Origin of the sequence: Halothiobacillus sp., from assembly GCF_027346185.1 — a bacterium.
Classification (GTDB): domain Bacteria; phylum Pseudomonadota; class Gammaproteobacteria; order Halothiobacillales; family Halothiobacillaceae; genus Halothiobacillus.
This window is the reverse complement of the sequence record NZ_DAIESY010000128.1, coordinates 1-16,968: the sequence shown is the minus strand read 5'-3', so window position 1 is coordinate 16,968 and position 16,968 is coordinate 1. Positions and strand designations below refer to the sequence as shown.

The 16,968-nt window shown below is 55.3% G+C and carries 13 protein-coding genes and 2 pseudogenes; 11 read left to right on the top strand and 4 right to left on the bottom strand.

What is annotated here, in order from left to right:
• Positions 1 to 5: 5 nt before the first annotated feature.
• From M7R55_RS09230 to M7R55_RS09195, 9 genes and pseudogenes are all read left to right on the top strand, one after another.
• Complete coding sequence (locus M7R55_RS09230) at positions 6 to 854, top strand: uroporphyrinogen-III synthase (RefSeq protein WP_298220125.1); 849 nt, start codon at positions 6 to 8, stop codon at positions 852 to 854.
• 216 nt (positions 855 to 1,070) lie between these two features.
• Positions 1,071 to 2,918, top strand: a complete 1,848-nt coding sequence (gene atzF, locus M7R55_RS09225) for an allophanate hydrolase (protein WP_298220124.1) — start codon at positions 1,071 to 1,073, stop codon at positions 2,916 to 2,918.
• Positions 2,911 to 6,537, top strand: coding sequence for an urea carboxylase (gene uca, locus M7R55_RS09220; RefSeq protein ID WP_298220123.1), 3,627 nt, complete (start codon positions 2,911 to 2,913; stop codon positions 6,535 to 6,537). The genes atzF and uca overlap by 8 nt, the downstream gene beginning before the upstream one ends.
• Complete coding sequence (locus M7R55_RS09215; RefSeq protein ID WP_298220122.1) at positions 6,534 to 7,334, top strand: GntR family transcriptional regulator; 801 nt, start codon at positions 6,534 to 6,536, stop codon at positions 7,332 to 7,334. The genes uca and M7R55_RS09215 overlap by 4 nt, the downstream gene beginning before the upstream one ends.
• Positions 7,335 to 7,373: 39 nt before the next feature.
• Positions 7,374 to 7,466, top strand: a complete 93-nt coding sequence (locus M7R55_RS12275) for a twin-arginine translocation signal domain-containing protein (RefSeq protein WP_366881180.1) — start codon at positions 7,374 to 7,376, stop codon at positions 7,464 to 7,466.
• On the top strand, positions 7,466 to 8,233 hold the full coding sequence (locus tag M7R55_RS09210; RefSeq protein ID WP_366881179.1) for a hypothetical protein: 768 nt from the start codon (positions 7,466 to 7,468) through the stop codon (positions 8,231 to 8,233). Before M7R55_RS12275 ends, M7R55_RS09210 begins: the two co-directional genes overlap by 1 nt.
• Positions 8,233 to 8,589 (top strand): annotated as a pseudogene (locus M7R55_RS09205) (ATP-binding cassette domain-containing protein); the annotation flags it as partial. The gene M7R55_RS09210 and the pseudogene M7R55_RS09205, both read left to right, overlap by 1 nt.
• 70 nt (positions 8,590 to 8,659) lie before the next feature.
• Positions 8,660 to 9,355: an urea ABC transporter ATP-binding subunit UrtE gene (gene urtE / locus M7R55_RS09200; protein ID WP_298220121.1), complete on the top strand. Its 696-nt coding sequence runs from the start codon at positions 8,660 to 8,662 to the stop codon at positions 9,353 to 9,355.
• A 242-nt stretch (positions 9,356 to 9,597) separates the two neighbouring features.
• Positions 9,598 to 10,884, top strand: coding sequence for a dicarboxylate/amino acid:cation symporter (locus M7R55_RS09195; protein ID WP_298220120.1), 1,287 nt, complete (start codon positions 9,598 to 9,600; stop codon positions 10,882 to 10,884).
• 181 nt (positions 10,885 to 11,065) lie between these two features.
• Here M7R55_RS09195 and M7R55_RS09190 read toward each other — a convergent pair whose 3' ends face one another.
• The 3 genes from M7R55_RS09190 to thiD are packed head-to-tail and all read right to left on the bottom strand — an operon-like array spanning position 11,066 to position 13,511.
• The gene (locus tag M7R55_RS09190; protein WP_298220119.1) at positions 11,066 to 12,253 is read right to left on the bottom strand and encodes an O-succinylhomoserine sulfhydrylase; all 1,188 of its coding nucleotides are present in this window, start codon (positions 12,251 to 12,253) and stop codon (positions 11,066 to 11,068) included.
• 9 nt (positions 12,254 to 12,262) lie between these two features.
• Positions 12,263 to 12,622 (bottom strand): YqcC family protein, encoded by a 360-nt coding sequence (locus M7R55_RS09185; RefSeq protein WP_298220118.1) that lies wholly within the window; start codon positions 12,620 to 12,622, stop codon positions 12,263 to 12,265.
• A 31-nt stretch (positions 12,623 to 12,653) separates the two neighbouring features.
• Positions 12,654 to 13,511, bottom strand: a complete 858-nt coding sequence (thiD, locus tag M7R55_RS09180) for a bifunctional hydroxymethylpyrimidine kinase/phosphomethylpyrimidine kinase (protein WP_298220117.1) — start codon at positions 13,509 to 13,511, stop codon at positions 12,654 to 12,656.
• 299 nt (positions 13,512 to 13,810) lie between these two features.
• Between thiD and M7R55_RS09175 the strand changes: the two genes are divergently transcribed.
• Positions 13,811 to 15,199, top strand: a complete 1,389-nt coding sequence (locus M7R55_RS09175; protein ID WP_298220116.1) for a YhjD/YihY/BrkB family envelope integrity protein — start codon at positions 13,811 to 13,813, stop codon at positions 15,197 to 15,199.
• Positions 15,200 to 15,211: 12 nt separating this feature from the next.
• Positions 15,212 to 16,579 (top strand): hypothetical protein, encoded by a 1,368-nt coding sequence (locus M7R55_RS09170; protein ID WP_298220115.1) that lies wholly within the window; start codon positions 15,212 to 15,214, stop codon positions 16,577 to 16,579.
• A 23-nt stretch (positions 16,580 to 16,602) separates the two neighbouring features.
• Here the strand turns inward: M7R55_RS09170 and M7R55_RS09165 are convergent.
• Positions 16,603 to 16,968 (bottom strand): annotated as a pseudogene (locus tag M7R55_RS09165) (recombination factor protein RarA); the annotation flags it as partial.

Genomic DNA, 16,968 nt, shown 5'->3' with positions numbered 1-16,968 from the left:
TCACCATGACTGATACATATGACAAAGACGCCTTCGCCGGACGGTGTATTGCCCTTCCGGAATCTCGTCAGCTTGATGTGCTGGCAGCACTCTTTGAACGTCGTGGCGCAACTGTACGACGCTGTCCCTTGGTCAGTATTCACGACACACCGGATCAACAGGCCGTCCATCAATGGCTGACCAACTTTATAGCTGATCCGACTATTCGTGATCTCGTCCTGCTAACTGGTGAAGGCGCCCGACGACTGATCGAAGCAGCGGAACGCTTCGGAGTCAAAGCGGCCTTCATCGAGAAACTCAAACGTATACGCTTGATTGCACGCGGCCCCAAACCGGGACGCACACTGAAGGCATGGGACATCCACCCACAAATTCAGGCGAAGATTCCGACCTCTCAAGGCGTGATCGAAACACTCCAGGAAATGGCCGACCTCGGACCACGCATCGGTGTCGTACTCTATGGTTCTGAACCGAATCGCCCGCTCATCCAGGCCATCGCCGCACTGGGGCGACAATCAGCTGCCGTTGCACCCTATATCTACGCGAGCGAATCCGAAGCTGCAGCCGTTGCCGATCTGATTCATGACATGGCCCAAGGGAAAATCGATGCGCTTGCCTTCACCAGTCAGCCACAGTTCAAACGCATGCAGTCGGTTGCTGAAAAGTATGGCAAACAAGACGAACTGACCACCGGACTAGGGCTGACCCATATTGCGGCTATTGGTCCGGTCATGGCGGATTACCTGCGCGAACAGGGTGTGCGGGTCGATGTGATGCCCGAAGAGCGGTATTTCATGAAACCTCTGGTCGACGCGTTATCGGAGTATCTGAACCGGTCAATGGCGATGCATTGAGCTGTCAAAACGTAATGTGCATCGTGTAATCAGCGCCATTGATTTACTCGAAAACTTCTACAGCCACAGACGCACCAAATTTATTCGTCCCGCTAAGAATTTTGCCTCACAAGAGTGCAAAACCAATAGTTTCTCATTGCCTAACAATACATTATCCAGTTGATTATAAATGGATTTGTGTAGTTGGCATCGTTGTCGCTATGTCTTGTATACCAGATGATATTCAAGAAGGTAGACGACATGGTCGAGGGCATAGGCAAAGCGGATCACAAGATAACCAGGCACAGTATTGGTGATTGGTTGATGCGGTGGAAACAACAGGCTGAGCAGGCGCAAGCCGATCTGATCACTCAGCAGAAGAACCTGTTCGCAGCATGGCAAGCAGGCGATGCGCCGCAATGGATTTATCTTACCGATCCTGACGATCTGCAAAAACAGATCAAGGCACTCAAATCAGCTTCACCCAAGGACTTGCCGTTGTACGGTGTCCCCTTCGCGGCCAAGGACAACATCGATGTAGCAGGTATGCCCACCACCGCTGGCTGTCCCGAATTTGCCTTCACCCCTGAAACCGATGCGTTTGTGGTTGCACAGCTCAGGGCGGCTGGTGCGATTTGCATCGGCAAGACCAATCTCGATCAGTTTGCAACCGGATTGAATGGCACCCGGACCCCTTATGGCATTCCCCATTCGGTATTCAATGAGGCCTATATTTCCGGTGGCTCGAGCGCAGGGTCAGCCGTGTCTGTGGCCTTGGGTGAAGTCGCCTTTGCGCTGGGAACGGACACCGCAGGCTCCGGCCGTGTGCCCGCCGGGTGCAATGATTTAGTCGGCCTGAAACCGACCAAGGGGTTGATCAGCACCCGCGGAGTGGTACCGGCCTGTCGCACCCTCGATTGTGTATCTATTTTTGCCAACAGTATTGCCGATGCCGAAGCGGTTCTGGCTGTCGCAGGCACCTACGACGCCAACGATCCTTATGCACGCCGAACCGTACCATCTACCAAGCCGCTGTCATCACCAGGTTTGAAACTGGCAACCTTCAGTGGCTTGCAGTGGTTTGGAGATTCCGAACAGAAAGCCGCCTGGGAACGATACGTTTCCGTGCTGGCCGAGCGCGGCATCACGCTGACCGAAATTGATCCCGCACCCTTCTTCGCCCTGGCGCCCTTGCTGTACAACGGCCCCTGGGTAGCCGAACGACTGGCCGCAATCTTCGACTTCGCAAAAGCCCAACCCGATGCCATCCACCCGGTGGTGCGGGAGATCATCTTCTCGGGCGAGAAATTCACCGCCGTGGATACATTCAACGCTGAATACCAACGCGCGGCACTGACACGGCAAATTCAGGATGCCATTGCCCCGTTTGATGCCCTGATCGTACCCACCGCCCCGACCTACCCAACCATCGAAGCAATGTTGGCCGAACCGATCAAGCGCAATTCCGAATTGGGCACTTATACCAATTTCGTCAATCTGGCGGATTTATCTGCGCTGGCTATTCCTGCGGGATGGCGTTCCGACGGGTTGCCCTTCGGCGTCACCCTGATTGCGGAAGCCTGGGCTGACGCCAAACTGGCTTCAATCGCAAGGGTGCTGAATCAGGACGACTCGGCAGCGATGACGACGCGACGGGATGAAATCGCTCTTGCCGTGGTGGGTGCACATCTGACCGGCATGCCGCTGAATCATCAGTTGACCAGCCGGGGTGGTCGACTGCTCGAACAAACAACCACGGCAGCAACTTATCGATTGTACGCGCTTGCAAACACCACCCCGCCGAAACCGGGGCTGGTTTTCGATCAGGATGGTGCAAAAATTATCGTTGAAGTCTGGGCATTGCCCCGCACCGCATTAGCCGACTTTATTCAGGAAATCCCACCACCGCTGGGCCTCGGAACACTCACGCTTGCCGATGGCCGCCTGGTGACCGGGTTCATCTGTGAGCCGCGGGCCCTACACGACGCGCAAGACGTAACGGAATTCGGCGGCTGGCGTGCCTATATCGCCTCACGTCAATCCACGCCACTTGCCCCGCAACCAAAAGGAATTACCCATGCCTGAAGCTCCCGTACCCAACATGATGCCAAACAAGATTTTTGGCAAGATTCTGATCGCCAATCGGGGCGAGATCGTGGTGCGGATTGCGCGCACCCTGAAAAAGATGGGTGTCACCTCCGTCGCCATTTACAGTGATTCGGACGCCGACAGTCCGCATATCCGTGCCTGTGATGAAGCGATTGCGCTGGGTGGCCAAACGGCGGCAGAAAGCTACCTTCAGGCCGAAAAAATTCTTGAACTCGCCAAGGCACACGGTGTTCAGGCCATTATTCCCGGCTATGGTTTCCTCTCTGAAAATGCCGATTTCGCTGAACGCTGTATTCATGAAGGCATTGTGTTCATTGGCCCTACTCCTGCTCAATTACGCGAATTCGGATTGAAGCACCGTGCCCGCGAACTGGCTGAGGCTGCCAACGTGCCACTCGCGCCGGGCAGCGCCCTGCTCAAGGATTTGCAGGCAGCATTGCAGGAAGCCGAACGGATCGGTTATCCGATCATGCTCAAAAGCACCGCAGGCGGCGGCGGTATCGGCCTGAAACGCTGCGCGGATGAACCGGCGCTGATCGAAGCGTTCGAAGCCGTGGCTGGTATGGGGGCACGCTTCTTTGGTGATGGTGGCGTCTTCGTGGAGCGGTTTATCGACCATGCCCGCCACGTTGAAGTGCAGATCTTCGGCGATGGCAAAGGGCGTGTTGTCGCCTTGGGCGAACGGGATTGTTCCCTGCAGCGACGAAATCAAAAAGTCATCGAGGAAACACCAGCACCAAATCTGCCACCCGCTACACGAGCGGCACTGCTGGCATCGGCCGAGCGACTGGGTGAATCTATCGCCTATCAATCGGCCGGTACGGTCGAGTACATCTACGACGCACCGCGCGATGAATTCTATTTTCTTGAGGTCAACACCCGGTTACAGGTTGAACACCCCATCACCGAAGAAGTCACCGGCGTCGATCTGATTGAATGGATGGTATCGCTGGCCGCCGGTGTGCCCTTTGAACTGAGCGCCCCTACCCCGCATGGTCATGCCATAGAAGCGCGCGTCTATGCCGAAGAACCGCTGCGGCACTTCCAGCCAGCACCCGGCCAACTCAGCAATGTAACTCTGCCCGATGATGCTTTCGTCCGTGTGGATACCTGGGTTGAAACCAGCACCACGGTGCCCGCTCAGTTCGATCCGATGCTCGCCAAGATTATCGTTACGGGCGAGACGCGCAGCAAAGCGCTGTCGAATCTGGCCGAAGCACTTGCCAAAACGCGTTTTGATGGCATTTCGACTAATCTGCCGTTTCTACGCGACCTGCTTTCCCTGCCGGATTTTGTGGCGGGCACCCACAGCACCGGCAGCATCGACCATTATCTTGCAGCCGGTGCCTATCAACCGCCTGCCATTGAGGTCATCAAGCCGGGCACCTATACCACCGTGCAGGAATACCCCGGGCGACTCGGTTTGTGGCATATCGGTGTACCGCCCTCCGGGCCCATGGATGACTATGCCTTGCGTCTGGCAAACCGGATCGTTGGTAATACGCCGGAAATGGCTGGGCTGGAATGCACGCTGGTGGGGCCCTCGCTCAAATTCCACAAGGACAGCATGGTCGCCATTACGGGCGCGGTAGCCGACATTCTTCTGGATGATCAGAACGTCCAGGCCGGTCGTCCCATCGCCATCGAAGCCGGGCAAACTTTAAGCATCGGACAGGTTCAGACCGGCGCTCGCGTGTATCTGGCCATTCGGGGCGGCATCGACGTGCCCGAGTATCTGGGCAACCGTTCAACCTTCGCACTCGGCAAAATGGGCGGGCATGCCGGACGTATTCTGCAGGTCGGCGATATTCTGCCCATGGGTACGGCACCGGCGGCATTCGCGCCAAAAGTGGCCGATGCGAGCCTGATACCCGAATACACCAATCACTGGGAAATCGGTGTGCTCTATGGACCGCACGGAGCGCCGGATTACTTCATGCCCGAGGCCATCGATAAATTTTTCGCCACCGACTGGGCCGTGCATTACAACAGCAACCGCTTGGGTATTCGCCTGTCGGGCCCCAAACTCAGTTGGGCGCGCAGCGACGGTGGCGAAGCCGGCCTGCATCCTTCGAATATCCACGATACGGAATATGCCGTCGGCTCGATCAACTTCACCGGCGACATGCCGGTCATTTTGACCCGTGACGGCCCGAGTCTGGGCGGGTTTGTCTGCCCGGCCACCATCGTACGTGCCGAATTATGGAAGGTCGGACAACTCAAGCCCGGCGATACCATTCGGTTCGTACCCATCAGCTATGCACAGGCGCGTGCGCTCGAACTCGCGCAGGATGCAGCCATCGAAACGCTGCAAGCACCGAACAAAACCATGTCTTTGGCTCCGCACCTCGGCCATTGCGTGCTTCTGGATAGCCCCGCCTCCGGTGATCTTCCACGGCTCACTATCCGGCAAGCCGGTGATGGCTATCTGCTGCTCGAATATGGCGAGAACGTCCTTGATCTCACGCTGCGGCTGCGAGTTCACGCCCTCATGCAAAGTCTGGAAACCGATCCGGTACCCGGCATTCTCGAATGCTCTCCGGGCGTTCGTTCGCTCCAGATCCGGTATGAGCCCAAGCGTATCCCTCAGGATGAGTTGGTTGCCCGGTTGACGAGCATCAACAATCATCTGGTCGATGTACGTGAATTGTCGGTGGCTTCGCGGATCGTTCACTTGCCGATGGCCTTTGAAGACAGTGCCACACTCGATGCCGTGGCTCGCTACCGCCAATCGGTTCGCGACACGGCGCCCTGGCTACCGAGCAACAGCGAATTCATTCGTCGCATCAATGGCCTGCCGGACATCAAGGCAGTCATGGACACCGTTTATGCCGCTTCCTACATGGTGTTGGGCCTAGGCGATGTCTACCTCGGTGCGCCTTGCGCCGTTCCACTCGATCCACGGCATCGGCTGCTCACCTCCAAATACAATCCGGCACGCACCTACACGGCAGAAGGCACGGTGGGTATCGGCGGTGTCTACATGTGCATTTATGGCATGGATTCACCCGGCGGCTATCAATTAGTTGGCCGCACATTGCCCATATGGAACCGTCGCCCCGCTCATCCGAGTTTTGAGGCGGGTAAACCCTGGCTGCTGCGCTTCTTCGATCAGGTGCGGTTTTATCCGGTCAGCGAGCCCGAACTGCTCCGGCTCAGGGCCGAATTTGCGGCCGGCACGCTCGACGTCAAAACCGAAGAAGTCGTCTTCTGGCTTGATGAACATGAAGCGTTCCTTGCGGCGAATCAGGACTCTATAGCGGATTTTCAGGCTCGTCAGGCCATCGCCTATGAACTCGAAGTCAGCCGCTGGCAGGATGACGATGGCAGCCTGAACACGCGTGAAGTCGTAGTTACCGAAACACAAATCGAAGGCGAGCCGATTGCAGCGACCATCAGCGGCAATGTCTGGAAGCTCCTGGTCGAGCCGGGTGAAGCCGTGCAGACCGGGCAGGTCGTGGCCATCATCGAGGCCATGAAAATGGAATTCGCGATCGAGGCTCCGCACGATGGCGTGATCGCACAATGTGCCTGTACGCCGGGGCAACTCGTGCAGATGGGGCAAACGCTGGTCACGCTGGAGTTGCCTCAATGAATCCGCCCCTGCGCTTCGGATTGGATCGGCGGCGCAGTTCGGACACGCCGGCCCTGGCCGAACTTGTCTATAACCAAGTCAAACAGGCCTTGTTCGCCTTCGAATTGCTCCCCGGCGAGCGCTTCAGTGAAAAAACGGTCGCTGAACTTACTGGTGCCAGTCGCACCCCGGTGCGTGAGGCACTCACCCGGCTGGCAAGAGAAGGCTTTCTTACCGTTCAGAACCGATCCGGCTGGCGGGTCAACGATCTGGATTTTTCCGTGTTCGACCAACTGTATGAAGTTCGCACCATCGTCGAACTTGCCAGCATTGACCGTTTGACCGCACAAACAGAACCGTATGGCATAACCGAACTCGCTGCAATCTGGCAGGTACCAGAAGCCGATCGACTCACAGGCGGCCCTGCCGTTTTCACCCTCGACGAGCAGTTCCATAACCAACTTGTTGCCGCGACAGGCAATCCCGAACTGCACCGAATCCACACCGGCGTAACCGAGCGCATCCGCATCGTTCGCCAACTGGACTTCACCGAGAGTCATCGCATCGAAGCCACCTACAACGAACACGCAGCCATCTTGTCCGCCATTACTCAGCACCGAGGCAACGAGGCCAAACGGCTGCTTCAAACCCATATCGAACTTTCAAGGCAGTCCGTTCGCAAAATCAGCCTTCATCGCCTGTATGAAGCGCGCGAACGTATGCGAGAACGCGCTGCACCACTCAACCCCGTTTCAGAAACCGCGGCCGGCGGAATCCGGCCAAACCCGCTTGTGACCCCGCAAGAAAATCTCACATGAGAAAAACCCGCATGAGAAAACCCAATGGAGGGAACAACCATGAATCGTCGTAACTTTATGAAAGCCGTTGGCGCTACCGGATTGTCACTCGGTTTTGGTACGGCTTCGACCACTTCTGGTTTGCCGCCCTGATGGTGCTGCTGGTGCCGGGCATACTGGCCGGTTTGTTTGGCTGGCTGGCGTTCCGCTCGAAAGTATCCGGCGTGTATTTCGCCATCATTACCCAGGCGCTGACCTACGCGCTGATGCTCGCTTTTTTCCGCAATGAAATGGGCTTCGGTGGGAATAACGGCCTGACGGATTTCAAGGATATTCTCGGGTTTTCCATCACCGAGAACAGCACCCGCGTTGGCCTGTTTGTCGCCTCCGGCATCGCGCTGATTCTTGGCTACTTTATTGCGCAGGCCATCGTGCGTTCACGCTTCGGTCGTGTATTGGTCGCGATTCGAGATGCCGAGCCGCGAACCCGTGCCTGCGGCTATCCGGTGGCGCAATACAAACTGGTGGTGTTCGTGATTTCCGCCATGTTGGCTGCTGTCGCGGGCGCATTGTATGTGCCGCAGGTTGGCATCATCAATCCCGGCGAATTCTCGCCTTTATCTTCCATCGAAGCGGTTGCCTGGGTTGCGACCGGTGGTCGGGGTAGCCTGTTTGGCCCCATCATCGGTGCCTTCGCCGTCAACTACAGCAAAACTCAGCTCACCACGCTGGCGCCCGATCTGTGGCCATTCGTGCTCGGCGGCCTGTTCATTCTGGTCACCGTCTTTTTGCCCAAGGGACTGATCAGCTTGCTGGGCCGTCGGAAAAAACCGGTCGAGGAATCTGAAACTATGGTCATCAATAAGGCTATCAAGCAGGAAACGTCCGTAGCGGCAGACAGAAAAACGGAGGTTCTGTGATGTTATCCGTCCCCAATGAAAGCGAAATCATCGGCGATCGCGTCGCCAACCTGGCACCCGATCAACCGGATGTCAGTCATGGCACCATCCTGTATCTCGAAGATGTCACCCTGAGTTTCGATGGGTTCAAGGCACTCAATAATCTCAATCTCACACTCGACGATGGTGAATTGCGCTGCATTATCGGCCCCAATGGGGCAGGCAAATCGACCATGATGGATGTCATCACCGGGCGTCGTAAACCTGATTCCGGCCAGGTTTTTTTCGGCCAGAACATCGACCTGCTCAAGCATCAGGAACATGAAATTGCCCGCGGCATGGTCGGGCGAAAATTCCAGCGCCCGACCGTATTCGAGGCGCTGACGGCAGCCTGAGCAGCGTGCAAAGCAATCCCAAAGTCATCGAAGTGTATCCGGGAGAAACACCATGCTCACACTGAATGCCGTGAATCAATACTATGGCGGCAGCCACATCCTGAACGATATCAGCCTCTCGATCGATGCGGGTGAGCTGGTCTGCCTGCTGGGCCGCAATGGCGTCGGAAAAACCACGCTGATGCGCTCGATTATGGGCATGGTCGGCATCAATAGTGGTGACATTCGCTTTGATGAAAAGGAACTTGCCAAATCATCAACCGAGCAACGCGCACGTGCCGGTATCGGCTATGTGCCAGAGGGCCGGGAGATTTTCCCGCTGCTCACCGTAGAAGAAAACCTCAAACTCGCACTGGCCGGACGACGCGACAAGGTACGTAAAATCACGGCACAAATATATGATCTGTTCCCGGTATTGCAGGAAATGCGCCATCGCCGTGGTGGCGATCTCTCAGGCGGCCAGCAGCAACAGTTAGCCATTGGCAGGGCACTGGTTCTCGATCCGAAAATCCTGCTTCTGGATGAACCGACCGAAGGTATTCAGCCGAACATCGTCCATGAAATCGGTGAAGTGTTACGCCGGTTGAATCAGGAGTTGGGGCTGGCTGTTTTACTCGTGGAGCAGAAACTACCCTTTGCCCGCCAGGTTGCCGATCAATTTGTCATTATGGAACGTGGGGCGATTCAGGCCACCGGAGCGATGAGTACACTCGACGATACGCTTATCGCCCGTTATCTCACGGTTTGAACGCAGTATTCGTGAGCACAAAATTCGGATGATGTTGATAAGTTGGAGTAAATCCAAACCGTTTTCAGCGGATGGCCACTGCCAATACAATTGATATCAATCGAGTATAAATACATAAACTATTGTTTTATTAATTAATTTCCCAAAAACATGCGGGCATTTGAAAAGCCTAGATTTGCTGATAAGGTCAAACAGATTACGCTTCTGATAAAGACATGATTAAGCAAGAGACATAACTCAGCATGAATAAAATTAAAAAATTAAGCCTTACCAGCAAGGTGCTCATCGGCATGGGGCTGGGTATAGCCGTTGGTCTGTTCATCAATCTGACCGGGGTTAATGTCAAAGGTGGCTTCGTCAACACCTACGTGGTTGATGGCTTGTTTTACGTCATGGGCAAACTATTCATCAACGCCCTGAAAATGCTCGTGGTGCCACTGGTTTTCTTTTCCCTGCTCAGCGGGGTCTGCGGCATTGGTCACCTCAATGTACTTGGGCGCGTGGGCACCAAGGCGTTCGTACTCTATATCCTGACCACCGCCATCGCCATTGCTGTTGCAATCACCATTGCGGCTACCTTCGACATCGGCCAAGGCATGAACCTGGTTGCAGACACCACCTTTACGGCCCAGGCTGCACCGCCTCTGACCGATGTAATCATCAACATCATTCCGTCAAACCCCATAGAGGCCATGGCCCAGGGCGATATGCTGCCCCTGATATTCTTCACCGTCTTACTGGGGGTCTGTATCGTTATGGTCGGTACCAAGGCGAAGGACATCGTCGCGGGTATCGAGGTGGCTAACGAAATCATGATGAAGATGGTCATGATTGTCATGGTCGTAGCACCCTACGCCGTTTTCGCCCTGATTGCCAAATCCATGGCAGAACTTGGCATTGAATTGCTGAGCCACCTGGCAGGCTATGTCCTGGTGCTCGTTTCAGCCCTGATGGTGCACTTATTCTTCACCTTGATGATCATCCTCAAAATCTTCTCCGGACTGAGCCCACGGATGTTCTTGCGCAAGATAAAGGAAGCACAAATTTTCGCGTTCAGTACGGCGAGCTCGAATGCCACCATTCCCGTTACGCTTCGTGCCGTCACCGAAAAAATGGGTGTCAATAACGCCGTTGCCTCATTCACCATTCCCTTAGGAGCGACCATCAATATGGATGGTACCGCCATCATGCAGGGCGTGGCGAGCGTGTTCATCGCCAATATTTACGGCGTCGATCTCGGCATAACGGGCTATCTCACTGTCATCATGATGTCCGTTCTTGCTTCCATCGGCACGGCAGGCGTACCTGGAGTAGGACTCATCATGCTGTCGATGGTGTTCTACCAAGTAGGGTTGCCCGTGGAAGGCATCGGTCTGATTCTGGGAGTGGATCGTTTAATGGACATGATCCGCACCGCAGTCAACATCTCTGGCGATGCAGTGGTTACCGCAATCGTGGCTAAGAGCGAGCAGGAACTCGATCAGAAGACCTACGACGATCCTCACGCGGGAACATTCGCTCAAGAATAGAGTTTGGATATAGACCAAAAAGGCGAAAGAGAATCTCTGATTTAATCGAAGATTGCGTGCGGCACAGCGAAGTACCGCCTTTTTCAAACGACTATAAGTTATTGTAAAATATATATAATCAGAAAAACTTTTCGATTTGCTTTGTCTGAGAAGTCCTGGATGGACTTATTCAGGCTTTCTATTAACCATCCAGGCCACGCTTGAGATCTCGGATGATATCGATGGGATCCTCAAGACCAATCGCCAAGCGCACAAGCCCATCGCGGATGCCCGCTTCTTCACGCTGCTGAGGCGTAAGGCGTCCGTGCGTGGTGGTGGCCGGATGGGTGATGGTCGTTTTGGCATCACCCAGATTCGCTGTGATGGAAATCATCTGCGTGGCATTGATCACCCGCCATGCCGCCGCCTGCCCACCTTCGACCTCGAAGGACACGATTGCGCCCGGGCCTGACTGCTGCCTGGAGATGATATCCGCTTGCGGGTGGTTGGACAGCCCAGGGAAATACACCCGTTTGACCCGAGGGTGAGCCGCCAAAAAATCCGCCACGGCACTGGCGTGGGCGCAGTGCGCTTTCATGCGCAGGGCCAAGGTTTCCAGGCCCTTTGCAAAGATCCAGGCATTAAACGGCGACATGGTGGGGCCGCAGGTTCGCAAGAATCCGCGAACTTCCTCACCCACCTGTGTCTTGTTGCCGACGACGGCGCCGCCAATGGCCCGGCCTTGTCCATCGAGAAACTTCGTGGCGGAATGGATGACGATGTCCGCACCCAGTGCCAACGGCTGCTGGAGGATGGGCGTGCAGAAGCAATTATCCACGATCAGGCCGGCACCATGCTGATGCGCCAGCTCTGCCAGCCGGGCGATATCAACCACTTCGGTCAATGGATTGGATGGACTTTCCACGAACACCCAGCGGGTCAGGTCCGTGATGGCTGCTTCCCACTGCGTCCAGTCGGTCAAATCGACCCATTTGACCTTCAGGCCGAATTTGGCGAGGTATTTGTTGAACAGCACGGAAGTGGTGCCGAATACCTGTCTGGCCACGACCACTTCATCGCCCGCCGAGCACAACGCCATGAACGTACTGAGAATGGCCGCCATGCCGGAACCGGTCGCCACGCAGGATTCGCCCCCTTCAAGGGCCGCCAAGCGATCTTCGAATACCTTGGTCGTCGGGTTGGTAAAACGCGCGTAGATATTACCGGGCTCAGCGCCGGAAAAACGGGCGGCCGCCTGCTCGGCCGATTCGAACTGAAAGCTCGACGTGGTAAAGATCGGCTCGCCGTGTTCACCTTCATTGGTGGGATGGTGGCCGACACGAATCGCCCGGGTTTGGGGCTGCCACTCTGGGTCTTCAATTCGGTTCATTTTTGATCCTCATATCTTGTTCTCCATGGGGAAATCGAAATAGGCATTGATCTGCGTGTCCAGTTCGGCCAGCAGCGCTAAAAGATGATGTGTCGGTTCGGCGTAGGTGGCGAACTGATACTCGGCCAGCGGCGCAATGTTGCATGGCGCGGCCAGATTGAGTTCTTGCTCAATCGTCTGCTGCATACGTGGTAGAAAAACCCACTCCAACCAAGCGTGAAACTCCAGCGTATCAAAACAGAACGGCGCAGTACTGGCCAAGGCGATATCATTGGGACGTTCGGTGTTCAGGCCGATTTCACGCAGGGTGTGGGCAATTTCATCAAGCAGGGCAAAAAGATCGGACGTAGTTGGTGCTTTCAATGACATGAATCTTCCTTACCATCCGCGGTACGGTATCTTAATGGATGCGCAGTGTCGCATTGGATTCTTCGCCTTCATCTTCGGAGTCTGCCCAGAACAGGCGATGCGGAATCCACTGCCCATGACCGATTTGCGCCGCATGGAACAAGGCATGGCTGGTGTATTCCTGCGCTTCATGGATGGCATTCACGTAATCCGCATCCGTGGCCTGTGCAATAAGACCCGCAATGGCGGACGCAAGCGTACAACCCGATCCGTGGAATTCACCCGGTAAGCGCTCGTAGGTAAATTTTCTGGGCGGTTGATGGTGGGTGAACAACCAATTTTCAACTTCCGTACTTTGTTCGTCGCCGCCTTTGAGCAGAACATATTCCGGCCCCATGTCGAGCAACGCCTGTCCACGCGCATCCAGATCATTGGCGGGAAGGCGCGCCGTCTTGACCAAGGCTCTGGATTCGTAGGCATTGGGCGTCAGAATGGTTGTTAGCGGTAGAAGCAGGTTGATCATCGCCTTCGCCACATCTTCATTGGCCAGTGTTCCGCCGCCGCCGGCAATCAAAACCGGATCAAGGACGACGGGAATATCCGGGTAATCCGTGAGAATACTGTGGATCACCTCGACCAGCGCCACACTGCCGATCATGCCGATCTTGATGCATTGCACGGGCATGTCTTCCAGCACGGCGCGCGCCTGTTCGATCACCAGGCTCGGATCGGTCGGCACAAAGCGTCTCACGTTCACCGTGTCCTGAACCGTCAGTGCGGTGATCACGGTAGCCGGATGGACGCCCTGGCTGATGATTGCTTCGATATCCGCCTGAACGCCCGCCCCGCCGCTAGGATCGTGCCCGGAAAAAACGAGAACGACGGGGACACTCAAATCAGACTTGCTCATAATTCACCATCAGTTGTACTTGAGAAAAGGGTACTGCAAATTGGCTGTGTTTGGGGTAGTTTAGGTAAGGTCTGCACAAATGCAGACCTTACCGTGTAGGGTATGGATACCCTGCCGCTCAATGACGCAAGCCATTGAAATACCGAGCTCGGACCGGACCTGAACGCGGGCTTTCGCCTGCTTCGCATTCAGCTGGCACAAGCCAACCGGTCCGAGCGAATCTGCAAGAAGCCACAGATGGATTCGTGCAGAGATTCCATAGAATGCCAGAACCGTTACGATCGCCCGAACGAGAGTCTATGAAAAACACATCATTGATGGGCAAGCTAACCGCCGCCCAACGCTGGATCTGGTATGCCAAACCACACCGGAGCTATCACCGCTTCGGGCAACGCCTCAGTCGCATCGGCCTGTATATGAGCCGTGAAGCGTTCAAAGGCAATCTGCAACTCAACGCCATGAGTTTATCCTACATCACCCTGCTTTCGCTTGTACCGTTGCTTGCCGTGAGCTTTTCGGTAATCAAGGCTTTCGGCTCCGATCAGGTGATCGAACCCTTTCTCTCCACCCTACTCGAACCACTGGGCAGCTCTGCCGAGGGGCTTACCACACAAATCCTGACGTTCGTTGACAATATCAAGGTCGGGGTTCTGGGTGCAGTGGGCATTGCCATGCTGTTTTTCACCGTCTTAACACTTATGCAGAAAATCGAATCGGTGTTCAACGGCATATGGCATGTCCAGCAACTCCGACAGATCACAACTCGTCTATCGATGTACCTGATTGTTCTGATGGTCGGCCCCGTGCTCGTGCTGGCCGCCACCGGCCTCACAGCCAGCCTGCTTTCCAACCATTTCGTGACCGGCATCACGCAATATTTCCTATTCCGGGACGCGCTCGCGTCGGTCGCCTGGCTGTTACCGTTCATGGTCTGGGTGGCCGTATTCACCTTTATCTACGCCTTGGTGCCCAATACGCCGGTACGTTTTTCTTCCGCGTTAGCGGGCGGTGTCGTGGCTGCAATTCTGTGGAATGTTATTGGTCTGGCATTCGGTAGCATGATTGCCAGTTCCACGCAGTACACCGCGATTTACTCGGCTTTTGCTTCGTTGATCCTATTCATGGTCTGGCTGCAACTGGCCTGGCTGATTGTACTTTTGGGCGCCACGGTTTCATACGCGTGGCAAAACATAGAACAACTCCAGATCCGTGAAAAAACTCAGGAGAATCATCCTTTCGTCTTGATGACTGCCGCACTTGAAGCCCTTTCCCGAATCGAAGCTCAATTTCATAACGCCAAGGCGGCACTCAGCACCGATGATCTGAAACACAGGCTGCTCGAAGTGCTGACCATAGATCCTGACGACACACAGCAAGCCCTGGAACAACTGGCCAAAGGCGGGCTGATCAATCTCGTGATCACCCAAAAGCGAGAAGGCTGGGTACCGGCCATGCCGACTGATCGACTCAATCTGGCACAAGTCCGGGCGGCTCTATGGGGTCAACCAGATGTTCATAACCACAAGCTCTATCCCGTCACACGCGCCTGGATGGACGCTGAGCAGCAATTAATCGAACAAACCTTGGGTACGCTCGATCTCACCTTAAATCTTGCGCAGGAACCACCGGCCAAAACTTCTGTGAAGCCCCAGCTCACAGATCAACAAGCAAATCCAACGGGCAAGTAGGATAGGGTAATCATGTCCATGAATTACTCTGAGTTGACCCTTCAGTCAAAAAAACAGGCCGACGCACAGCCAGTCGAATTGGAAATGGAAAACCAAGACAGCCATACGCAGGCCGATCAAGCCAGCACCCGCAGACCAACGCCATTTCTGACGACTCGAAAACTATGTACCTTCGCCCTGATCGCCGTGCTCGCGGCCAGCACACTAGCCTTCCACGCAAACCACCTGGACTACGATGACCTGCTTGTTCGCATACAGGCTGAAAACAGTTTGGGTTATCTGGGTAAAGAAGTCTTGAAACAGCCACCGCTCGTGCAGGCGCAATTGATCAGCTACTCGAAAAATCAGGCACTCACCATGCAAGCGTGGCTGGCATTGCGAGAATACCCGCAACAGACACTCCGAATACTGGACTGGTACGGGCAAAACCCGGAATTCCAAAACATCCTTGAGCGATTCGGCCCGGACGTCATCCCGGTCATCGATTATTTCATCACGCATTCCATCCAGAGCCTCAATGCACTCAACGCCATCACGCAAACCGCAACGTCGATCGCACTCGAGTCAAAATCCCTGTGGCACAACCTGACGGGTTCTGAGCCGACAAATGCATTACCGAATGATCAACCCGCGAAACCACTTAGCGGACTCACGCCCGAACAACGCGGCTGGGTGGCAATCCACGATATTCGTCTGGAAGGAAACCACTTTCTCGGACAGTTTGATATCGATAGCGCGGGGAACGCGCATTGGAACACCACGGATCGCATCACCCAGGATGTGGGACGTTTCCTGACCAGCGGCATCGCCGACGTCGAACGAAAACAGGATCTTAACGAGAAGATCACAGCCGCAGATATCGGCTGGGCCGCTGTCGACGCCTTGCCGGTCATAGCGGGATTGAAACTGCTGAAATTGGGCAAGGCGGGGGCGCAAACCGCCAAAGAGACCAAAGCGGTGGAAGCCATCGGTACAACCAAAGCAGGGAAACTTGCAGCCAAGGAAGGCAAAACAGCCGATGGGCTAACCAAAGCCGCCAAAGTCGGATGGGTCGAACGAACGGGGATACTGGCGCGTGGTCTCGCACCGGGTTTCCTGAGAAAAGCGGCCTGGCTTGCAACCGCATACATCGTCATCACCCACCCCGAGTTACTCTCCAGCCTGTTCGTGCATCTGGGAGAACTGCTGGGCGCACCGGCCTGGCTTTCCTTACTGCTGGGGTGGACGAGCGTGTTTTATATCCTGCTTTTCCCCTTCATCTGGCTGCTGGAAAAAATGCTCCGATTTGCGTTGATGATCCTCGGCTTGCTATCACCCGAACGGGGCCGTTTTAACCGATCGATTCGGACAGGCAGGAAACAGGAAAATGCAGACCACTGACCTGTACGATTAGACCTTTAGCACTACTGCCCAGCTTCCTCATCCAAACGTCTGAGATAGGCCAGCTTTTCAGCCAGTTTTTCTTCTAAACCTCGCGGCGCCGGCTGATACCAGCCCGGCTCCAGCATGCCTTCGGGTAGATAGACCTCGCCGGCCGCGTAGGCATTGGGTTCATCGTGGGCGTAACGGTAGTCATGACCATACCCCAGCTGTTTCATCAGCTTGGTTGGCGCGTTGCGCAGGTGAATAGGTACTTCTCGGCTCTTGTCACGTTTAACAAACGCCATTGCCTGATTGAAGGCGTTGTAACCGGCATTGCTCTTCGGCGCAATGGCGAGGTAGATAACCGCCTGCCCCAGCGCCAGTTCGCCCTCGGGTGAGCCGAGACG

Coding starts and splice junctions, on each gene's coding strand:
- M7R55_RS09230 (WP_298220125.1), top strand. CDS start 6: ATGACTGATACATATGACAAAGACGCCTTCGCCGGACGGTGTATTGCC.
- M7R55_RS09185 (WP_298220118.1), bottom strand. CDS start 12,622: ATGTCATTGAAAGCACCAACTACGTCCGATCTTTTTGCCCTGCTTGAT.
- atzF (WP_298220124.1), top strand. CDS start 1,071: ATGATATTCAAGAAGGTAGACGACATGGTCGAGGGCATAGGCAAAGCG.
- thiD (WP_298220117.1), bottom strand. CDS start 13,511: ATGAGCAAGTCTGATTTGAGTGTCCCCGTCGTTCTCGTTTTTTCCGGG.
- M7R55_RS09175 (WP_298220116.1), top strand. CDS start 13,811: ATGAAAAACACATCATTGATGGGCAAGCTAACCGCCGCCCAACGCTGG.
- M7R55_RS09195 (WP_298220120.1), top strand. CDS start 9,598: ATGAATAAAATTAAAAAATTAAGCCTTACCAGCAAGGTGCTCATCGGC.
- M7R55_RS12275 (WP_366881180.1), top strand. CDS start 7,374: ATGAATCGTCGTAACTTTATGAAAGCCGTTGGCGCTACCGGATTGTCA.
- urtE (WP_298220121.1), top strand. CDS start 8,660: ATGCTCACACTGAATGCCGTGAATCAATACTATGGCGGCAGCCACATC.
- M7R55_RS09210 (WP_366881179.1), top strand. CDS start 7,466: ATGGTGCTGCTGGTGCCGGGCATACTGGCCGGTTTGTTTGGCTGGCTG.
- uca (WP_298220123.1), top strand. CDS start 2,911: ATGCCTGAAGCTCCCGTACCCAACATGATGCCAAACAAGATTTTTGGC.
- M7R55_RS09215 (WP_298220122.1), top strand. CDS start 6,534: ATGAATCCGCCCCTGCGCTTCGGATTGGATCGGCGGCGCAGTTCGGAC.
- M7R55_RS09170 (WP_298220115.1), top strand. CDS start 15,212: ATGTCCATGAATTACTCTGAGTTGACCCTTCAGTCAAAAAAACAGGCC.
- M7R55_RS09190 (WP_298220119.1), bottom strand. CDS start 12,253: ATGAACCGAATTGAAGACCCAGAGTGGCAGCCCCAAACCCGGGCGATT.